Consider the following 15,804-nt stretch of genomic DNA (forward strand, 5'->3'; position numbering starts at 1 on the left):
CAGCACCTCCCCGGACCCCCGCCGGCGTGCCCCCGCTGGACACGCAGCACGCGCCGTCCGGCCCGGCCGCCACACCTGTGGGTGCGAACCGGCCCTGCCCGGCGGCTCGCCCGGTACCGGCCGCCCCACACTGGCTCCCCCACGGGGGCCGCCACACACTGGCTCCCCACGGGGAAGGGGAAGCCGGTGAGCCGGCCCGCGTCCACGACCAGCGCCCCGGTGCCGTGCGGCCCGCCATCGGGCGGCACCGCGCCGCCCGCGTGCTGTACGCATGCCCCGTGCGTAACACGGCAGGCACCCGGTGACCAGGGCCCCTGGCCGCCACATGACAGGAATGGTCTGACGCGCCGCCCGGGGGGCGCGGACGGGGGTCAGCCGGTCACGGGGAGCCGGACGACGGCGCGCAGGCCCGGGTCCGCGCCCTCCAGGACCACCGTGCCCCCGTGCGCCCGCACGGTCTCGCGCACGATGGCCAGCCCCAGCCCCGCGCCGCCCTCGTCCCGGCTGCGGCCGGAGTCGAGCCGGGTGAAGCGGTTGAAGACGCGCTCGCGATCCTGCGGGGGAATGCCGGGCCCGTCGTCGGTGACGGTCAGCACGCCGTCGGCGGTCAGCGCCACCTCGACCTTGGAGGCCGTGTGGCGGACCGCGTTGTCCATCAGGTTCGTCAGCACCCGGCTCAGGTCGAGCGCGTCGCCCCGGACCACGACCGGGTCGCACACGGTCAGCCGTGCCTCGGCGTAGCGGTCCACCGTCTGCCGCACCACCTCGTCGAGGTCGACCGGCTCGCGCCGGGCGGGCACGCCGCCGCGCTCGTCCAGCCTGGCCAGCGCGAGCAGGTCCTCGGCCAGCCGGGACAGCCGCATCGTGTCCTCCAGCACGCCCTCGGCCGTCTCCTGCCAGTCCTGCCCGTCGGGATGCCCGAGCGCCACCTCCAGCTGCAGCCGGATGCTGGCCAGCGGGCTGCGCAGCTCGTGCGCGGCGTCGGAGACGAGCGCGCGCTGGCGCTGCTCGGCCTCCTCCAGCCGGGCCAGCATGTCGTTGAGCGTGGTGGCCAGGGAGTGCACCTCGTCCCGCGACTGCGGCACCGGCAGCCGCCGCGACCTGGCGGTGTGCGTGATGTCCGCCGCGCCCCTGCGCAGCGCCGCGATGGGCCGCAGCGTACGGCCGATCATCAGCCAGCTCGCCACCGCCAGCAGCACCACCAGCGCCGGCGTGCCGACCAGCAGCACCCGCCCGGCCGTGACCAGGCTGGTCTGGATCTCGCTGATGGGGCGGGCCGCCACCACCGTCTGCCCGTGGTCCGCGCTGAGGACGACGACCCGCAGGAACCCCGGGATCGCGTACGGCCGCCCGTCCAGCAGCGTCGCCTGCCCGCTCTCCAGCACCCGCGCCCTGGCCCGGGCGTCCAGCATCGGCACCAGCCGGTCGGCGCCGTAGGTGACGTGCGTGATCCGCCCCTGCGCGTCGATGACCTGCACGATCGTGCCGTCGTGCGTGGTGATCGGGCTGGTCAGCGTGCCCGCGTCGGCCGCCACCCGCACCGCCTGGGCCTGCGCCCTGGTGGAGTCGTCCACGGTGTCCATCAGGGCCCGCTCCAGCACGGTCACCAGCACCGTGGCCGACAGGGCCAGCGCCAGCGCGAGCACCGCGGCGGCCGCCACCGTGAGCCGGAAACGCAGGCCCTGCCGCCGCCACCAGACCGCCGGCGAGTCAGCCACCGTCGCCCGCCAGCCGGTAGCCGGCGCCGCGCACGGTCTGCAGGGCGTTCCTGCCGAACGGGGCGTCGATCTTGCGGCGCAGGTAGCCGACGTACACCTCGACCACGTTCGGGTCGGTGTCGAAGGTGTCCCACACGTGCTCCAGGATCTCCGACTTCGACACCACCTCGTCCCGCCGCCGCATCAGGTACTCCAGCAGCGCGAACTCCCGGGGCGTCAGCTCGACCGGGCTCTGCCCGCGCTCCACCCTGCGCCTGGCCGGGTCCAGCGACAGGTCGCCGGCCACCAGCACCGACGGCCGCCGCCCCGCGTCGCGCCGCATCAGCGCCCGCAGCCTGGCGACCAGCACCACGTACGAGAACGGCTTGGTCAGGTAGTCGTCGGCCCCAAGGTCGAGCCCGTCGGCCATGTCGTACTCGCCGTCCTTGGCCGAGAGCATCAGGATCGGCACCCAGTTCTCCTCGGCCCGCAGCTGCTTGCACACGTTGTAGCCGGACAGCCTGGGCAGCATGATGTCGAGCACCACGACGTCGTAGTCGCCCTGCCTGGCGGCATGCAGCCCCTCCTCGCCGTCGTGCGCGAGATCCACGGCGAACCCCTCCGCCTGCAGCCCGCGCTGCAGCGCGGCCGCCATCCGCCGCTCGTCCTCGACGACAAGTACTCTCATACGGCAATTCTCCCGTCCCCGCGCTGAGACAACGCTGAGAAGCCTGAGAGCCATCTCAGACGGCACCACGGCGCCGCTCGTCACCCCCGACGCAGCCCCTCCGGCGATCGCCTCTCCACCAGGGAGAACGCGGCCGGGCTGAGAGCCGTCTCAGATTGTCTCAGGGTTGCCACAGGAAGGATGACGCAGGCTCTGGGCATCGACATACCGTTAAGGAGTGAGATGCGCAGAGGCACGTTCGTGAGGTGGGGAGTGCCGATCGCGGCAGCGGCCGTGATCGGAGCCGCGATCGGCGCCGGCCCCGTCATAGCCGCGGTCAGCGGCGACCCCGTGCTGCCCGAGCGTTCGGCCGAGCAACTGCTCGCCGACGCCGTGGCGGCCACCAGCAAGGAGGGCGGCATCCCGCCGATGTCCGGCACCGTGCAGCAGACGGCCTCGCTCGGCCTGCCGGCGCTGCCGCAGACCGGCTCGGTCTCGCCGCTCAGCCTGCTGTCCGGCTCGCACGAGGTGAAGGTCTGGTACGGCGCGACGGACAAGCTTCGCGTGGCCATGCCGACCCAGCTGAACGAGACCAACCTGATCGTGAACGGCGGCCAGGCCTGGTACTGGGACAGCGCGACCAACACCGCCACCAAGCTGACCATCAAGCAGGGCAGCGGCGGCCCGGCGGCGCACGCCACGCCGCTGCCCCGGGAGACCGAGCTGACGCCGCAGCAGCTCGCCGAGCGGCTGCTGGCCGGCGCCGACGAGCACACCGCGGTCCGGGTGATCAACACGGCGGAGGTGGCGGGCCGCCCGGTCTACCAGCTCGTCCTGGCGCCCAAGGACGAGAGCTCCCTGGTGCAGGAGATCCGGATCGCCCTCGACGGCGAGACGTACGTCCCGCTCCAGGTCCAGGTGTACGCCAAGGGCTCGGCCGAGCCGGCGTACCAGATCGGGTTCACCCAGGTGACGTTCACCCCGCCGGCGGCGGAGAACTTCACCTTCACCCCGCCCGCGGGCGCCAAGGTGGAGGAGCGGACGCTCGGCCTGAACGCCGACGAGACCGCCACCGCGGAGAAGCGCGCCGAGCACGCCAAGGAGGTCGCGGACGACCTGAAGGTCGTCGGCGAGGGCTGGTCGGCCGTCGCGGTCGTGCCGTTCTCCCTGTCGGACCTGGCGAAGGCCCAGCAGGCCGAGACACCCGAGGGCGGCGAAGGGCGGTTCGGCGATGGCCAGGGCGGCGACCCGAGCGCGCTGGTCGACACCGTGCTCAAGTCCGCCACCCCGGTGAGCGGCACGTGGGGCTCCGGCAAGCTGATCAGGACCAAGCTTGTCACGGCCCTGCTCACCGACGACGGCCGGCTGCTGGTCGGCGCCGTCACGCCGGAGGAGATCACCAAGGCGGCGGGCGTCAGGTGACCACCGTCACGCAGGAAGCGGGGGCGCCCTTCGGGGCGGCCCCGCCCTCCGGGGAGACAGGGGAGGACGCCGCCATCCTCACCCGGGGCCTGACCAAGCGATTCAAGGGCGGCCAGGTCGCCGTGGACGCGCTCGACCTGACCGTGCCGCGCGGCTCGGTGTTCGGCTTCCTCGGGCCCAACGGCTCCGGCAAGACCACCACCATCCGCATGCTGCTCGGCCTGGTCGCGCCCACGGAGGGCGCGTACTCCGTGCTCGGGCTGCCGCAGGCGCAGGCCCTGCCCAAGGTGGGGGCGCTGGTCGAGGGGCCGGCCTTCTACCCGTACCTGTCGGGCACGGCCAACCTGATGCGCTTCGACGCGGCCGACCCGACCGCGCACCGAGGCACCGCCAAGCGGCGGATCGCCGACGCGCTCGACCGGGTGGGCCTGTCGGCCGCCGCGGGCAAGCGTTACCGCAACTACTCGCTCGGCATGCGCCAGCGGCTGGCCATCGCGGCCGCGCTGCTGGGGCCGCGCGAGCTGCTCGTGCTCGACGAGCCGACCAACGGGCTCGACCCGCAGGGCACCCGCGAGGTCCGCACGCTGGTCAAGGAGATCGCCGCCGAGGGCACCACGGTGTTCGTCTCCTCGCACCTGCTGGCCGAGGTCGAGCAGATGTGCACGCACGCCGCGATCATGCGTACCGGCAGGCTCGTCGCCCAGGGCACGATCGCCTCGCTCACCGGCGGCCTGATCACCCGCATCAGGGTGGAGACGGCCGACCCTGACGACGCCGCGCGGGTGCTGGCCGGGCTCGGCCTGGCCGACGTGCGCGCCGAGGGCCGCGAGGTCACGGCGGAGCTGGGCGGGCACGCGCCCGAGCAGGTCAACGCCGCGCTCGTGGGGGAGGGCGTGGCCGTACGCGGGCTGGCCGTGGTGCGGCCGAGCCTGGAGGACGTGTTCGTGGGACTGACAGGGGAGGGCTTCGATGTCGACGGATGAGGATCCGGGGGCGGGCGGTGCGCGGACTGCCACGCTCGGGCCGCGGCGCACGCCGGGGCTGGTCCCGGTGACGGAGACCATGCGCACCACCGAACGCCACGAGCCGGAGCCCTCGCCCGCGGCCCCGTCCGAGCCGGTGGCGAGGGCGACGTGGGCGTTCTGGCGGCTGCTCGGCTCGGAGCTGGGCCTGACCTTCCGCCGGCCGCGCAACCTGGTCATGCTGGCCGTGCTGGGTGTCGTGCCGGTCGTGGTCGGGGTCGCGCTGCGCATGTTCGGCTCGTCCGACGACGACATGAGCGGGCTCGTCCAGGACGTGGCGGGCAACAGCCTCATGCTGACGTTCGTCTCGTTCTCGTTCCTGGTGCTGCTGCTGATGCCGGTGGCCGTGAGCGTGGTGGCGGGCGACTCGATCGCGGGGGAGGCCGGGGGCGGCACGCTGCGCTACCTGCTGGCCGCGCCGGCCGGCCGTACCAGGCTGCTGATGATCAAGTACCTCAACGCGGTCGTCTACGCCTACGCGGTGACGGCGGTGGTCGCGCTGTCGGCGCTGGTGACGGGGTTGGTGCTGTTCCCGGCGGGGGACGTGACGCTGCTCTCCGGCACCACGGTGCCGCTGGCCGACGGGCTGCTGCGCATCGCCATCTCGGTCGGGTACGTCGGAGCCGGCATGGCGGCGCTGGCCGCGGTCGCGCTGGCGCTGTCGGTGTTCACCGAGGTGTCCATCGGGGCCATCGCGGGGACCGTGGTGCTGGTCATCGTCTGCCAGGTGCTGCGGGCCATCCCGGAGCTGGGCTCGATCACGCCGTACCTGCTGCCGACCAGGTTCACGAACTTCGACGCGGTGCTGCGCAGCCCGATCGACGTGGCGGCCCTGCGGGACGGGCTGCTGACGTTCGGGGCGTACATCGTGCTGTTCGGCTCGATCGCCTGGGCACGGTTCTCCGGCAAGGACATCACGTCCTGATCCCCGCCACGCCGCCGCCCGTGCCCGGGATCGAGGCACGGCCGGCGGGGCGCGCGAGGGGAAGCCGTCAGGCGGACGGGCGACGGCGCAGGCCCAGGAAGCCGATCACGACGCCGATGACGCCCACCACCAGCCCGGCCCCGCCGAGCAGGCGGGCGGTGCCGTCCGACGACGAGGCGGCCGCCACCGGCGTCACCGACGGGGCGGCCGAGGCGGAGGCGGGTGCGGTGGCCGACATGGTGGCCGTGCCGCCGTCCTCGGCGGCGGGCACCAGCTTGAGCAGCGGCGCCGGATGCTCGGGCTCCGTGCCGTCGGCCTTCGGGGCCTGCGACCAGTCCACGACCTCGCCCCCGGAGTAGGTCTGCTTGGTCGGGAACATCAGCGAGTCCACCTCGGGCAGCTGCCCCATGGACACCTCGAACTCCTGGAACTCCCCAGGATTGATCTTGCCGCCCTCCCAGACGACCTTGGTGACGGCCTCTTCCAGGTCGCCGTACTCGGTCTTGACCGGCGCGGGCAGCTTGCCCTCCGTGACCTTGACCTTCCACCCGGGCACGGGCTTGACGGACACGAAGGCCAGCGGGTGGTCGGTGGGGAAGGAGACCTCGATCTTGGTGGTCGAGGCGTCGTCGCGCTCGTTCGGCACCCGGAACGCGACCTTGGTGAACCCGCCCTGCTCGGCGGTGCCCGGCTGGATGGTGACGTGGGCGAACGCGGGCAGGGCCAGGCCGGCGGTGAGCGCGGTGGCGGCGGCGAGCACGGTCGCCGCGCGGCGTGCAGAGGACATGTCGAAGGCTCCACTTGGGTGATGGGGGATGAAAAGGGGTGTCAGACGGTCAGGCGGGAAGTGGAGGACCACGCCTGGCCACGCTGTGCCGGAAACCCGGCTGCGGCGGCACCACTCTGGTGCGGACGACGGGCGCGCCGGGCCGCGACACGGGCGCGGCGGCCGGGCGGAGCAGGACGACGAGACGGCGGCCGATGCGGCGCAGCAGCGACCAGAGCGCGGCCTCGCCGCGCGACAGCCACAGGCCGGTGATCACCGTGGCGGTGAGGTGCGTGAGCAGCATGCCGGCGTTGACGGCCAGGCCGCCCTGGGCGTGCCCGTGCACCGAGACGTAGAAGGTGCCCTCGCCCGCGAACAGCTCGTGCAGCCCGAGCTGCGCGCCGACCAGCATCAGGTTGATCGTGCCCGCCGAGCGCTCCCTGCCGCTCAGCGCCAGCCCCAGCGCGGACACGCCCGCGAGCCCGAGCGCGGCGGCCCATGGCGCGGGAGAGGCGCCGCCGCCGAGGACGTGGGCGAGCGCGGCCAGGGTCACGCAGACAGCGGCGAAGGCGGCCGTCCGCGCCAGCCGGAGGGGAAGTCGCGCACGCATGGGTGTGCTCCATGCTCTCACGGGGCAAGGGAGGATGAGACCTCGAGTCCCAAGCTGGTCAATGCCTGGTCCGAAAATGGCATTTGTCGCTAGGGTCGTGCCGATCGCGCTGACATAGAGGTGAGAACGTTGCGGCACTTAGGTGGTTTGCTGGTCGGCCTGGTGGTGACGGCGGCCGTGCTCGGGGGCGGCGGATGGGCGGTGCAGCAGGCCGTCGGCAATGCCGCGGCGAACCCACCGGACAGCCAGCAGATGTGGATCGCGCTCGGCGCGATGGCCGCGGTAGGACTCGTCGCGGGCCTGGTTACGGCCGGCCGGATCTCCCCGCTGGCGACCTTCGTCCCGTCCATGGTGCTGCTGGCCTGGACGGTCGTGTACGCGCTCGACATGAACCGGGCGCTCTCCTTCATCCCGACCGAGCCCTCGGTCAACCAGATCATCCGCGACGCCGGGTTCGGCGCCAGGACCCTCCTCACGACGGGCGTGTTCGCGCTGCTCGGCGTGGCTCTGTTCATCCCCGTGCTGATGCCCTCGCGGTGGTCGCGCCGCGACGACGAGCTCGACGAGGACTACGAGACCACCCCCGAGGGCAGCTACTACTGACCTTCACGAAGACCTCGGTGCGGCCGTCTCCCCGCGGGGAGGCGGCCGTACCTGTGTGATGCAGGTCACATCGGAAAGCGCGAACTCCTCGCGGCCGTGCGGGCGAAAGCCAGCGAACACACCGTACGGACGGGAGCGACATGTGATCGACGAAGTGCCCGGCAGGCCGGCCGACTCCGAGCTGATCCGGCGGTCCGAGCGGGTCCCCGAGATCTTCGCCGAGCTCTTCGACCGGCACGCGGCCGCGCTGCGGCGCTACGTCGCCAGGCGGCTCGGGGAATCGTTGGCCGACGACGTCGTCTCCGACGCGTTCCTGGCCGCGTTCCGCCGGCGCCGCCACTACGACACGAGCCATCCCGACGCCCGCCCCTGGCTGTACGGCATCGCCGCCAGGCTCATCAAGCGTCACCGCCGGGTCGAGGTCAGGCTCTACCGGGCCCTGGCCCGCACCGGGGTGGACGAGATCACCGAGCCGTACGCCGACAGGATCGACGACCGCGTCGCGGCGCAGCAGGCGGGCCTGGCCGCGGCGCTGGCGGATCTGCCGGCCGCCGACCGCGAGGTGCTGTTACTCGTGGCCTGGGCGGACATGACGTACGAGGACGTGGCCCTCGCCCTGAACATCCCCATCGGAACCGTCCGATCCCGCCTGCACCGCGCCAGGGTCAGAACCCGCAGGGCGCTCGGCGGAAGCGACCCCACCACGGCACGAGAGGAGTCCTTCGGTGGATGACCTGCGATCCCTGCGCGAGCTGCGTGCCGTGGTGCCGGAGCCGGGCGAGGAGTGGACGGCCCAGGGCCGCCGCCGGTTGCTGCGCCGGATGCGCGCCCGCCGGCGCGGATTCGGCCGCGCGCTCCTGCTGGCCGGCGCGCTGGGAACCGCGGCCGCGGTCGCCCTGGTCGTCGTCCGGCCGCAGACCCCTGCCCAGCCCGCTCCGTCGAGTCAGCCGCGGACCGTCCAGCTCGACCCGGGCACGGTGCTGGCGCGGGCCGCCGACACGGTGGGCAGGCGCAAGGCCGCCGGGGTGCCGCTGCCGACGCAGTGGCAGTACACCAAGGTGCTGGACAAGCAGCCGACCGGCGACACGATCGACACCAGGGAGCACTGGATTCGCTACGACGGCAAGCAGACCGCCGGCTTCGGCCAGGACGGCAGGCTGTCCATCCGGGACGTCCCGCCCGACCCCGGCGACGACGACCTGTCGCCGCAGCAGTACGACCGCAAGCTGCGCGCGCTGCCCACCGACCCGAAGCGGCTGCTCGCCAAGGTGACCAGGGACCGGCACTGGATCGACTACCCGAGGGAGGAGGGTGTCCCGGTGACCGCCGAACCGGACGCGGACCGCGCCTACCGGGTGATCATGCTCTACCTCGAGCGGTACGGCGTCATGCCGCCCAAGTTCGAGGCGGCCCTGTTCGAGGCCCTGGCGCTGATCCCCGGCGTCCGGATCGAGCAGGGCGTCACCGACGCGGCCGGGCGCAGCGGCCTGGGCATCTGGCGCGAGACCGGCAAGGCCGACATCGCCCTGCGCAACTACACCATCCTGGACCCGCAGACCTACCGCTACCTGGGCGAACGGAACGTCTGGCTGCGTGACGAGTACTTCGGCGACGACAGCGTGCCCGCCGTCCGTGAGGGTGCGGTGTGGGCCACCGCCCTGCTGACCTCGGTCATCGTGGACCGCCCTGGCGAGCGGGGCTGATCCGGCGGCGGCCCGGAGCCGTCAGCGGGCGGTGCCCGTGTAGAGGCGGGTGACCACCTCCTCCAGCGACGACTGGCCGGGGGCCGTGGCCATCAGGTCGTCGAGGGTGCCGTCGAACGCCAGCCGCCCGTGGTCGATCAGCATGACCCGGCGGCACAGGCGCTCGATGTCGCCGAGGTCGTGCGTGGTCAGCAGCACGGTCGTGCCCCGCTCCGCGTTCAGCCGCAGCAGGAAGTCGCGGATGCTGGCCTTGCTGACCACGTCGAGCCCGATCGTCGGCTCGTCGAGCACCAGCACGTCGGGCGCGTGCAGCAGCGCCGCCGCCAGGTCGCCGCGCATGCGCTGGCCGAGGCTGAGCTGCCGCACCGGCGTGCGCAGGAACCCGCCCAGGTCCAGGGTCTGCGTCAGCTCGTCGAGCCGGGCGGCGAAGTCGGCGCGGTCGACCCGGTAGAGGTGCCTGATCAGCTCGAAGCTGTCACGCAGCGGCAGGTCCCACCACAGCGTCGTACGCTGCCCGAACACCACCCCGATACGCCGCGCCAGCGTCGTGCGGCGGCGCGAGGGGTCCAGCCCCGCCACCCTGACGCTGCCCGAGGTGGGGGTCAGGATGCCGCACAACATCTTGATCGTGGTGGACTTGCCCGCGCCGTTGGGGCCGAGGTAGCCGACGAACTCGCCCGCCGACACCGTGAACGACAGCTCGCGCACGGCGTGCACGACGTTCCTCTTCACCTTGAACGAGCGTCCGGCCCGGTCAAGCTCGATCATTCGCGTCAACTCCCCGTGGATCGGTAGTGCCGGATGCCCTGCCGCCAGACCAGCGCGGCCAGCAGGGCCAGGACCAGCGCGGCGGCCGGTCCGACGAACCGCATGAACTCGGGCGTGCCGAAGGGGTCGGCCCTGCCCAGCACGTACAGGCCGGGCTGCCAGTTGACGAACGCCAGCGGCAGCACGTACGTCACGCCCCTGACCAGGTCGCGGGCGTAGACGCTGAGCGGGTACTGGGTGAGCTGGCTGCTGCCGTAGGTCAGGGTGTTGACCACCTCGGGGGCGTCGGTCAGCACGAACTGCAGCGCGCCGGCGATCGTCCACAGCGAGGCGAAGATGACGATGCCCGTCACCACCATGACGGGGATCATCCAGGCGCGCCGCCCGTCGATGCCGAGCGCGGTGGCGGCGTAGCCGAGCACGAGCCCGGCCTGAAGGATGCGCCCCACGCGGTTGGCCATGAACCGGTCGGCGGCGAGCTGGACCCACGCGCTGACCGGCCTGATCAGGAACGTGTCGAGGGTGCCGGCCTTGATGTGCCCGCTGACCCGGTCGAGGTTGCTGACGAACGTGTCACAGATGGAGAAGGCCAGGGCGGCCGACCCGTACAGGAACAGCACCTCCTCGCGGGAGAAGCCGGCCAGGGTGGTGGTGTTGGCGAAGACGACCAGGATCACGCCGACGTCGATCGCGGCGATGGCGAAGCCGAGCACGGTCATCATCGCGAACGAGAGCGGGTACGCCGCCGCGGCGCGCGTCCAGGTCCACACCAGCAGGAAGTACGTCCTAACCACCCTGGATCACCACCTTGTGGCGGATCGCCCGGGTGCCGAGCGCGCCCAATCCGAGCAGGACCACGGCCCAGAGCGCCTGCAGGGCGAGCGTCTCCAGCACCGGGGCGTTGCCGAGGTAGAGGTCGGTGGGCAGTTGCACCATGGCGGCCCAGGGCAGCACCATGACCAGGTCGCCGAACCAGCCGGGGAACAGGTGCAGCGGCACCATCATGCCGCTGAAGAACGTACTCAGGACCAGCGACAGGACCGCGACACCGCGGTCGTCGAGCAGCCAGCAGACCGACAGCGCGACCAGGTAACGCCAGCCGAAGCTGACGACGACCGCGATCGCGAAGCCGATCAGGAACGCCAGCCACTGGCCCGGGCCCGCCGGCACGTGGATGCCGAAGACGGCGGCGCCGAGCAGCATGGGCGGGATGCCGCGCACCAGGAAGAGGTAGGCGGCCCTGCCGAGGTCCTCGGCGAGCGTCCACAGCTGCAGCGATGCGGGGCGGACCAGGTCGAGCGCGATGTCGCCGCTGCGGATGCGCTCGGGGATGGCCAGCCCGCCGCCGAAGAGCTGCATCGGCCCGATGAAGGCCTGGGTGACGAAGCAGAAGGTGATGGCGTCGGTGATGTCGTAGCCGGCCAGGCCGGGGCGGGCCTGCCAGAGCGCGATCAGCGTGTACGCGCGCAGGATGCCGAAGACGCTGTTGGTGAACGCTCCGGCGAGCGCGGCCCAGACGTAGGTGGCGTGTTTGCGGAAGCCGTACCGGACGAGCCGGGCATAGAGCGGAAAGGTTTTGCACCTCCAGGGGTGATGGCACGGTTACGCACCGTGCCCGGACCCGCGCACGGGTCTGGCGATGGGAAACACGGATTATCCGTCGCAGGATCGGCGGCCCGCAACGGGATAAACGGGGCTGGTCCGAGCACCTGCGGATCATCGTGCCGAAATATCCGCGTAAGAGATGAGTTACTTACTGGCCGGTAGGGATTTCGCGGGAGGGGGAAGAAATCTCCTGAGAGGGGGCGGCGGTATGCGAGTCGACAGGGATGTGATCCCGGAGTATCCCTTGAGCTGGCAGGCCCGGGCGCTCACCGGGCTCCTGCGCGGCACCGTGAAACCGGCCTCCAGCCTGCTGATGCGCCATCCGCTGGCCCTGTCCGGGGCCGCCCGGCTCGGCGAGCTGGCCCGGGTGGTCCACGTGCCGCACCCCGAGCACGTCGCGGTCGTCCCGGCGGCCTTCTCCGCGTGCGGCGGGGAGTGGGTGCGCGGCGGGCAGGGGCTCGACGAGCGCAAGGTGGTGCTCTACTTCCACGGCGGGGGCTACTTCTCCTGCTCGCCGCGCACCCACCGGCCCATCACGTGGCGGCTGTCGGCGGTGACCAGGCGGCCGGTCCTCGCGCTGGACTACCGCCAGGGCCCGGTGCACAGGCTGGCCGACTCCCTGGCCGACGCGCTGGACGCCTACGACTGCCTGCTCCGGCGCGGGCACGCGCCCGAGGACGTGATCCTGGCGGGCGACTCGGCGGGCGGTCATCTCACCCTCGCGACCCTGCTGGCGCTGCGCGACAGGGGCCTGCCGCTGCCCGCGGCGGCCATCTGCCTGTCGCCGTGGGCCGACCTCACCGACTTCCCGCGCCGCGCGAACCGCTGGCAGGACCCCATGCTCCCGGCGAGCCGGGTGCGCTGGCTGGCCCGCCGGTGGACCTCGGGCCTGGACCCCTGGGACCCGCTCGTCTCGCCGGTGCACGGCGACTTCGCGGGGCTGCCGCCGCTGATGATCGTGACGGGCTCGACGGAGGTGCTGCGGGACGAGGCCAGGCGGGTGGCGCAGCGGGCGCGGCTGGCGGGGGTGCCGGTCAGGTACGAGGAGTGGCCGCGCATGCCGCACGTCTTCCCGATCCTGGCCGACGTGCTGCCCGAGGCGCGGCTGGCGTTCCGGCACATGTCGCAGTTCCTCCAGGCGGTGGCGGAGATGCCGGAGCCGATGGGGGACTCGGCGGCCGCCTGATTGTTCGCCGGCCCCGTTCGGGGCGATAGGTCTGCGGCCGGTCCTGCGGGCAGTATAAGGTTAGGTATGCCTAACTCAGGGGGGCTGTCCCATGGCTGACAAGCGTACGGAACACCACCGGGGGGTCGTCCAGCGAACCGAGCGCCTCTCGCGCAACATGGTCCGCGTGGTCCTGGGCGGGGACGGGCTGGCGGAATTCGCCACCCGGGGACTCACCGACCACTACGTCAAGCTGGTCTTCCCCTGCGAGGGCGTCGAGTACCCGCAGCCGTTCAGCGTGAAGGCCTGCCGCGAGAGCCTGCCGCCCGAGGTCTGGCCGAAGCTGCGCACCTACACCGTACGCGCCTGGGACCCCTACACCCGGGAGCTCACCCTCGACTTCGTCGTGCACGGCGACGAGGGCCTGGCCGGCCCGTGGGCGGACCACGCGCGGCCGGGCGACGAACTGCTCATCCTGGGCCCCGGCGGCGGCTACGCGCCCGACTCCGAGGCGGACTGGCACCTCTTCGTGGGGGACGAGAGCGCGCTGCCGGCCATCGCGGCCTCGCTGGAGGCGCTCCCCGACGCCACCCCCGCCCGCGTGTTCATCGAGGTGGACGCGCCGGAGGACGAGCTGAAGCTGGAGACCGCGGCCGACGCGCGGATCAGGTGGCTGTACCGGGGCGACCGCCCGGTCGGCGAGCGGCTCGTGGCCGCCGTGCGCGAGCTGGACTTCCCCGACGGCGCCGTGCACGCGTTCGTGCACGGCGAGGCCGGATTCGTCAAGGAGCTCCGCCACCACCTGCGCCTGGAGCGGGGGATCCCCCTCGACCGGCTGTCCATCTCCGGCTACTGGCGGCTCGGCGTGGACGACGAGGCCTGGCGCCAGGTCAAGCGCGACTGGAACCGTCAGGTCGAGGCCGAGGAGGCCGCCGCAATCGCCTCCTGACGCACGAATCGCCTGCTTCCCCACCCCTTACTTACCTCGAAGGAATGATCGCCTTCCCTGCGATACCCCTTGTGTAAGACATGCGGAAAGCCCGCCCCGGATGCCGCCACAGTGTGCCTTGCCATGACACTGATCAGGAGAGGCGAAACCGGATGGCGCGTGGTGCGAGCGAGCTGCCTCCTGGCGTGCGACCGCTTACGGTGGGGGACCCGGTCATCATCGGCCGATACCTGCTCCTCGGCCGCCTCGGAACGGGCGGGATGGGAGTGGTGTATCTGGCGGAGCACCCTCAGGGGGGCCTCGTCGCGCTGAAGACGCCGCATGCGGTGCATCTCCACGATGCCACGTTACGGGCCCGCTTCGCCGAGGAAGTGGCTTTCTCGCGAAGATTGGTGCCCTTCTGCACGGCGGCCGTCGTCGAGGACGGCACCGACAGGGACCGCCCGTACCTCGTCACCGAGTACATCCCCGGCCCCGCCCTCTCCCAGGTCGTCAGGGCCGGCGGGCCGCTCGCACCCGACCTCGCCTACGGGGTCGCGCTCGGCGTCGCGGCGGCGCTGGTCGCGGTGCACGAGGCCGGGCTGGTGCACCGCGACCTCAAGCCGGGCAACGTGCTGCTGTCCGCGAAGGGACCGCGCGTCATCGACTTCGGCATCGCCCGCGACGTGGACACGCTCGCCGCGCACACCCAGGCCGGGCAGGTCATGGGCAGCCCCGGATGGGTGGCGCCCGAGCGGCTGACCGGCGGGGCCGCCCTGCCCGCGTCCGACGTCTTCGCCTGGGGCTGCCTGGTGGCCTTCGCCGCCACGGGGCACCACCCGTTCGGGGGCGGGGAGCCCGACGTGCTGACCCGGCGCATCCTGTTCGACCCGCCGCGCGTCGAGCGCGTGCCGGCCCTGCTCAGGGCCGCCGTCTCGGCCGCCCTGGCCAAGGATCCCGCCGACCGGCCCAAGGCCGCCGGCCTGCTGCGGGCGCTGCTGGCCGCCGGGGGAGTGGGGGACCCGTGGGAGTTGCGCCAGGCCGTGGAGGGGGTGCTGGGGAAGATCTGGACGCCTGTCCCCTACCCGCCGGGAGGAGGGCTGGTACACCTCGTGCAGGAGCACTCCGCAGAGGACGTGGAGCGTTCCGGGACGCGGAGGCGGCGCGGCCGCACGAAGTCCCAGGCTGGGTCCCAGGCCGGGTCCCGGGCTGGGTCCCGGGCCGGGTCACGGGCGAGGTCGCGGGCTCAGCTCTCGCAAGCCAGCTTCGCGGCGCTGGCCACGGTCTCGATCGCGGCCATCACGGTCATCGCCGCCTCGGGCGGGGACGGCCTGAGCGTGGGCGGCGGCTCGCTGCTGCCGGGCAACCCGCCCGCCGTACGATCCTCGGGCAGCGCCGGCTCGACCGTCCGTCCCACGGCCGTCACCAGCAGGAACCCGCCTCCGGTCCAGCTCGCGACGCGGACGTCGGCGCCGGCGACGCCCACGGTGTTCGTCACGCAGACCAGGACGAAGGGGCCCGTCGTCGTGCTGACGCCCTCCGGCGAGCGGCGCGGCACGTTCCGCCCCACGCAGACCAGCGGCCCCGGCGATCAGGGCGGGGACGACGGGGAGGCGTGCGCGACTCCGGCGGCCCGCAGGCGCGGCAACGCGGCGGCCAGGCGGGACTGCCCGCAACCGTCGGGCTCGATCAGCACGATCCCGCAGGACGGCCCGGGCGAATCGCCGGACCCGTCCGGCTCGCCCTCCGACACCCCGGCGACGACCGGCACCGCCACCCCCTGAGACTTCTCGGAGGAGGCGGCGCCGGCCCGCCGAGCCGTTCAGCCGGAGTCTAAGGAACCGCCGGGGCACACGAGCGGTCTCGCGCCGGCGGCGGGCCGGGTGGCGACACGGGCAGGCCGGTGCCGGGCGAGGTGGTGGC

Annotated in this window: 16 protein-coding genes; 9 read left to right on the top strand and 7 right to left on the bottom strand. The window is 72.8% G+C overall.

Annotated elements, in window-relative coordinates:
* Positions 1-371 precede the first annotated feature (371 nt).
* Both AB0I79_RS04585 and AB0I79_RS04590 read right to left on the bottom strand, forming a co-directional pair.
* Positions 372-1,718, bottom strand: coding sequence for an ATP-binding protein (locus tag AB0I79_RS04585; RefSeq protein WP_357866793.1), 1,347 nt, complete (start codon positions 1,716-1,718; stop codon positions 372-374).
* Positions 1,711-2,385, bottom strand: a complete 675-nt coding sequence (locus AB0I79_RS04590; RefSeq protein ID WP_357866796.1) for a response regulator transcription factor — start codon at positions 2,383-2,385, stop codon at positions 1,711-1,713. The genes AB0I79_RS04585 and AB0I79_RS04590 overlap by 8 nt, the downstream gene beginning before the upstream one ends.
* 222 nt (positions 2,386-2,607) lie before the next feature.
* On the opposite strand from AB0I79_RS04590, the gene AB0I79_RS04595 reads away from it, so the two are divergent.
* From AB0I79_RS04595 to AB0I79_RS04605, 3 genes are read left to right on the top strand one after another with little or no spacing between them, the layout of a single operon-like run.
* Positions 2,608-3,786 (top strand): DUF2092 domain-containing protein, encoded by a 1,179-nt coding sequence (locus AB0I79_RS04595; protein ID WP_357866799.1) that lies wholly within the window; start codon positions 2,608-2,610, stop codon positions 3,784-3,786.
* On the top strand, positions 3,783-4,769 hold the full coding sequence (locus tag AB0I79_RS04600; RefSeq protein ID WP_357866802.1) for an ABC transporter ATP-binding protein: 987 nt from the start codon (positions 3,783-3,785) through the stop codon (positions 4,767-4,769). Before AB0I79_RS04595 ends, AB0I79_RS04600 begins: the two co-directional genes overlap by 4 nt.
* Complete coding sequence (locus AB0I79_RS04605) at positions 4,756-5,733, top strand: ABC transporter permease (RefSeq protein ID WP_357866805.1); 978 nt, start codon at positions 4,756-4,758, stop codon at positions 5,731-5,733. The genes AB0I79_RS04600 and AB0I79_RS04605 overlap by 14 nt, the downstream gene beginning before the upstream one ends.
* A gap of 67 nt (positions 5,734-5,800) precedes the next feature.
* Here the strand turns inward: AB0I79_RS04605 and AB0I79_RS04610 are convergent, their stop codons facing one another.
* On the bottom strand, positions 5,801-6,520 hold the full coding sequence (locus tag AB0I79_RS04610) for a YcnI family protein (RefSeq protein ID WP_357866808.1): 720 nt from the start codon (positions 6,518-6,520) through the stop codon (positions 5,801-5,803).
* Between the two features lie 49 nt (positions 6,521-6,569).
* On the bottom strand, positions 6,570-7,109 hold the full coding sequence (locus tag AB0I79_RS04615; protein WP_357866811.1) for an MFS transporter: 540 nt from the start codon (positions 7,107-7,109) through the stop codon (positions 6,570-6,572).
* Positions 7,110-7,229: 120 nt separating this feature from the next.
* Between AB0I79_RS04615 and AB0I79_RS04620 the strand changes: the two genes are divergently transcribed.
* The 3 genes from AB0I79_RS04620 (at position 7,230) to AB0I79_RS04630 (ending at position 9,415) form a co-directional block, all read left to right on the top strand.
* A complete protein-coding gene (locus tag AB0I79_RS04620) occupies positions 7,230-7,712 on the top strand; it encodes a hypothetical protein (RefSeq protein WP_357866814.1) in 483 nt (160 codons plus the stop codon).
* Positions 7,713-7,854: 142 nt separating this feature from the next.
* Entirely contained in the window at positions 7,855-8,445 is a 591-nt protein-coding gene (locus AB0I79_RS04625; RefSeq protein WP_357866817.1) for an RNA polymerase sigma factor, read from the top strand.
* The gene (locus tag AB0I79_RS04630; RefSeq protein ID WP_357866820.1) at positions 8,438-9,415 is read left to right on the top strand and encodes a CU044_5270 family protein; all 978 of its coding nucleotides are present in this window, start codon (positions 8,438-8,440) and stop codon (positions 9,413-9,415) included. The genes AB0I79_RS04625 and AB0I79_RS04630 overlap by 8 nt, the downstream gene beginning before the upstream one ends.
* A 21-nt stretch (positions 9,416-9,436) precedes the next feature.
* On the opposite strand, the gene AB0I79_RS04635 is transcribed toward AB0I79_RS04630, so the two are convergent.
* The 3 genes from AB0I79_RS04635 to AB0I79_RS04645 are packed head-to-tail and all read right to left on the bottom strand — an operon-like array spanning position 9,437 to position 11,656.
* A complete protein-coding gene (locus AB0I79_RS04635) occupies positions 9,437-10,183 on the bottom strand; it encodes an ATP-binding cassette domain-containing protein (RefSeq protein ID WP_357866823.1) in 747 nt (248 codons plus the stop codon).
* A 5-nt stretch (positions 10,184-10,188) separates the two neighbouring features.
* Positions 10,189-10,977 carry an ABC-2 family transporter protein gene (locus tag AB0I79_RS04640; protein ID WP_357866826.1) on the bottom strand — a complete coding sequence of 263 codons (789 nt, stop codon included), beginning with the start codon at positions 10,975-10,977 and terminating at the stop codon, positions 10,189-10,191.
* Positions 10,970-11,656, bottom strand: a complete 687-nt coding sequence (locus tag AB0I79_RS04645; protein ID WP_357867081.1) for an ABC-2 family transporter protein — start codon at positions 11,654-11,656, stop codon at positions 10,970-10,972. Before AB0I79_RS04645 ends, AB0I79_RS04640 begins: the two co-directional genes overlap by 8 nt.
* Positions 11,657-11,996: 340 nt before the next feature.
* Here AB0I79_RS04645 and AB0I79_RS04650 point away from each other — a divergent pair, with 340 nt between their 5' ends.
* From AB0I79_RS04650 to AB0I79_RS04660, 3 genes are all read left to right on the top strand, one after another.
* Positions 11,997-12,974, top strand: coding sequence for an alpha/beta hydrolase (locus AB0I79_RS04650; RefSeq protein WP_357866829.1), 978 nt, complete (start codon positions 11,997-11,999; stop codon positions 12,972-12,974).
* Between the two features lie 91 nt (positions 12,975-13,065).
* Positions 13,066-13,902: a siderophore-interacting protein gene (locus AB0I79_RS04655; RefSeq protein ID WP_357866832.1), complete on the top strand. Its 837-nt coding sequence runs from the start codon at positions 13,066-13,068 to the stop codon at positions 13,900-13,902.
* A gap of 152 nt (positions 13,903-14,054) precedes the next feature.
* On the top strand, positions 14,055-15,665 hold the full coding sequence (locus tag AB0I79_RS04660) for a serine/threonine-protein kinase (RefSeq protein WP_357866833.1): 1,611 nt from the start codon (positions 14,055-14,057) through the stop codon (positions 15,663-15,665).
* Positions 15,666-15,804: the final 139 nt, after the last annotated feature.

The organism is Nonomuraea sp. NPDC050202, from assembly GCF_040656115.1.
Classification (GTDB): Bacteria; Actinomycetota; Actinomycetes; order Streptosporangiales; family Streptosporangiaceae; genus Nonomuraea.

Coding starts and splice junctions, on each gene's coding strand:
- AB0I79_RS04590 (WP_357866796.1), bottom strand. CDS start 2,385: ATGAGAGTACTTGTCGTCGAGGACGAGCGGCGGATGGCGGCCGCGCTG.
- AB0I79_RS04660 (WP_357866833.1), top strand. CDS start 14,055: ATGGCGCGTGGTGCGAGCGAGCTGCCTCCTGGCGTGCGACCGCTTACG.
- AB0I79_RS04650 (WP_357866829.1), top strand. CDS start 11,997: ATGCGAGTCGACAGGGATGTGATCCCGGAGTATCCCTTGAGCTGGCAG.
- AB0I79_RS04595 (WP_357866799.1), top strand. CDS start 2,608: ATGCGCAGAGGCACGTTCGTGAGGTGGGGAGTGCCGATCGCGGCAGCG.
- AB0I79_RS04615 (WP_357866811.1), bottom strand. CDS start 7,109: ATGCGTGCGCGACTTCCCCTCCGGCTGGCGCGGACGGCCGCCTTCGCC.
- AB0I79_RS04635 (WP_357866823.1), bottom strand. CDS start 10,183: ATGATCGAGCTTGACCGGGCCGGACGCTCGTTCAAGGTGAAGAGGAAC.
- AB0I79_RS04610 (WP_357866808.1), bottom strand. CDS start 6,520: ATGTCCTCTGCACGCCGCGCGGCGACCGTGCTCGCCGCCGCCACCGCG.
- AB0I79_RS04605 (WP_357866805.1), top strand. CDS start 4,756: ATGTCGACGGATGAGGATCCGGGGGCGGGCGGTGCGCGGACTGCCACG.
- AB0I79_RS04655 (WP_357866832.1), top strand. CDS start 13,066: ATGGCTGACAAGCGTACGGAACACCACCGGGGGGTCGTCCAGCGAACC.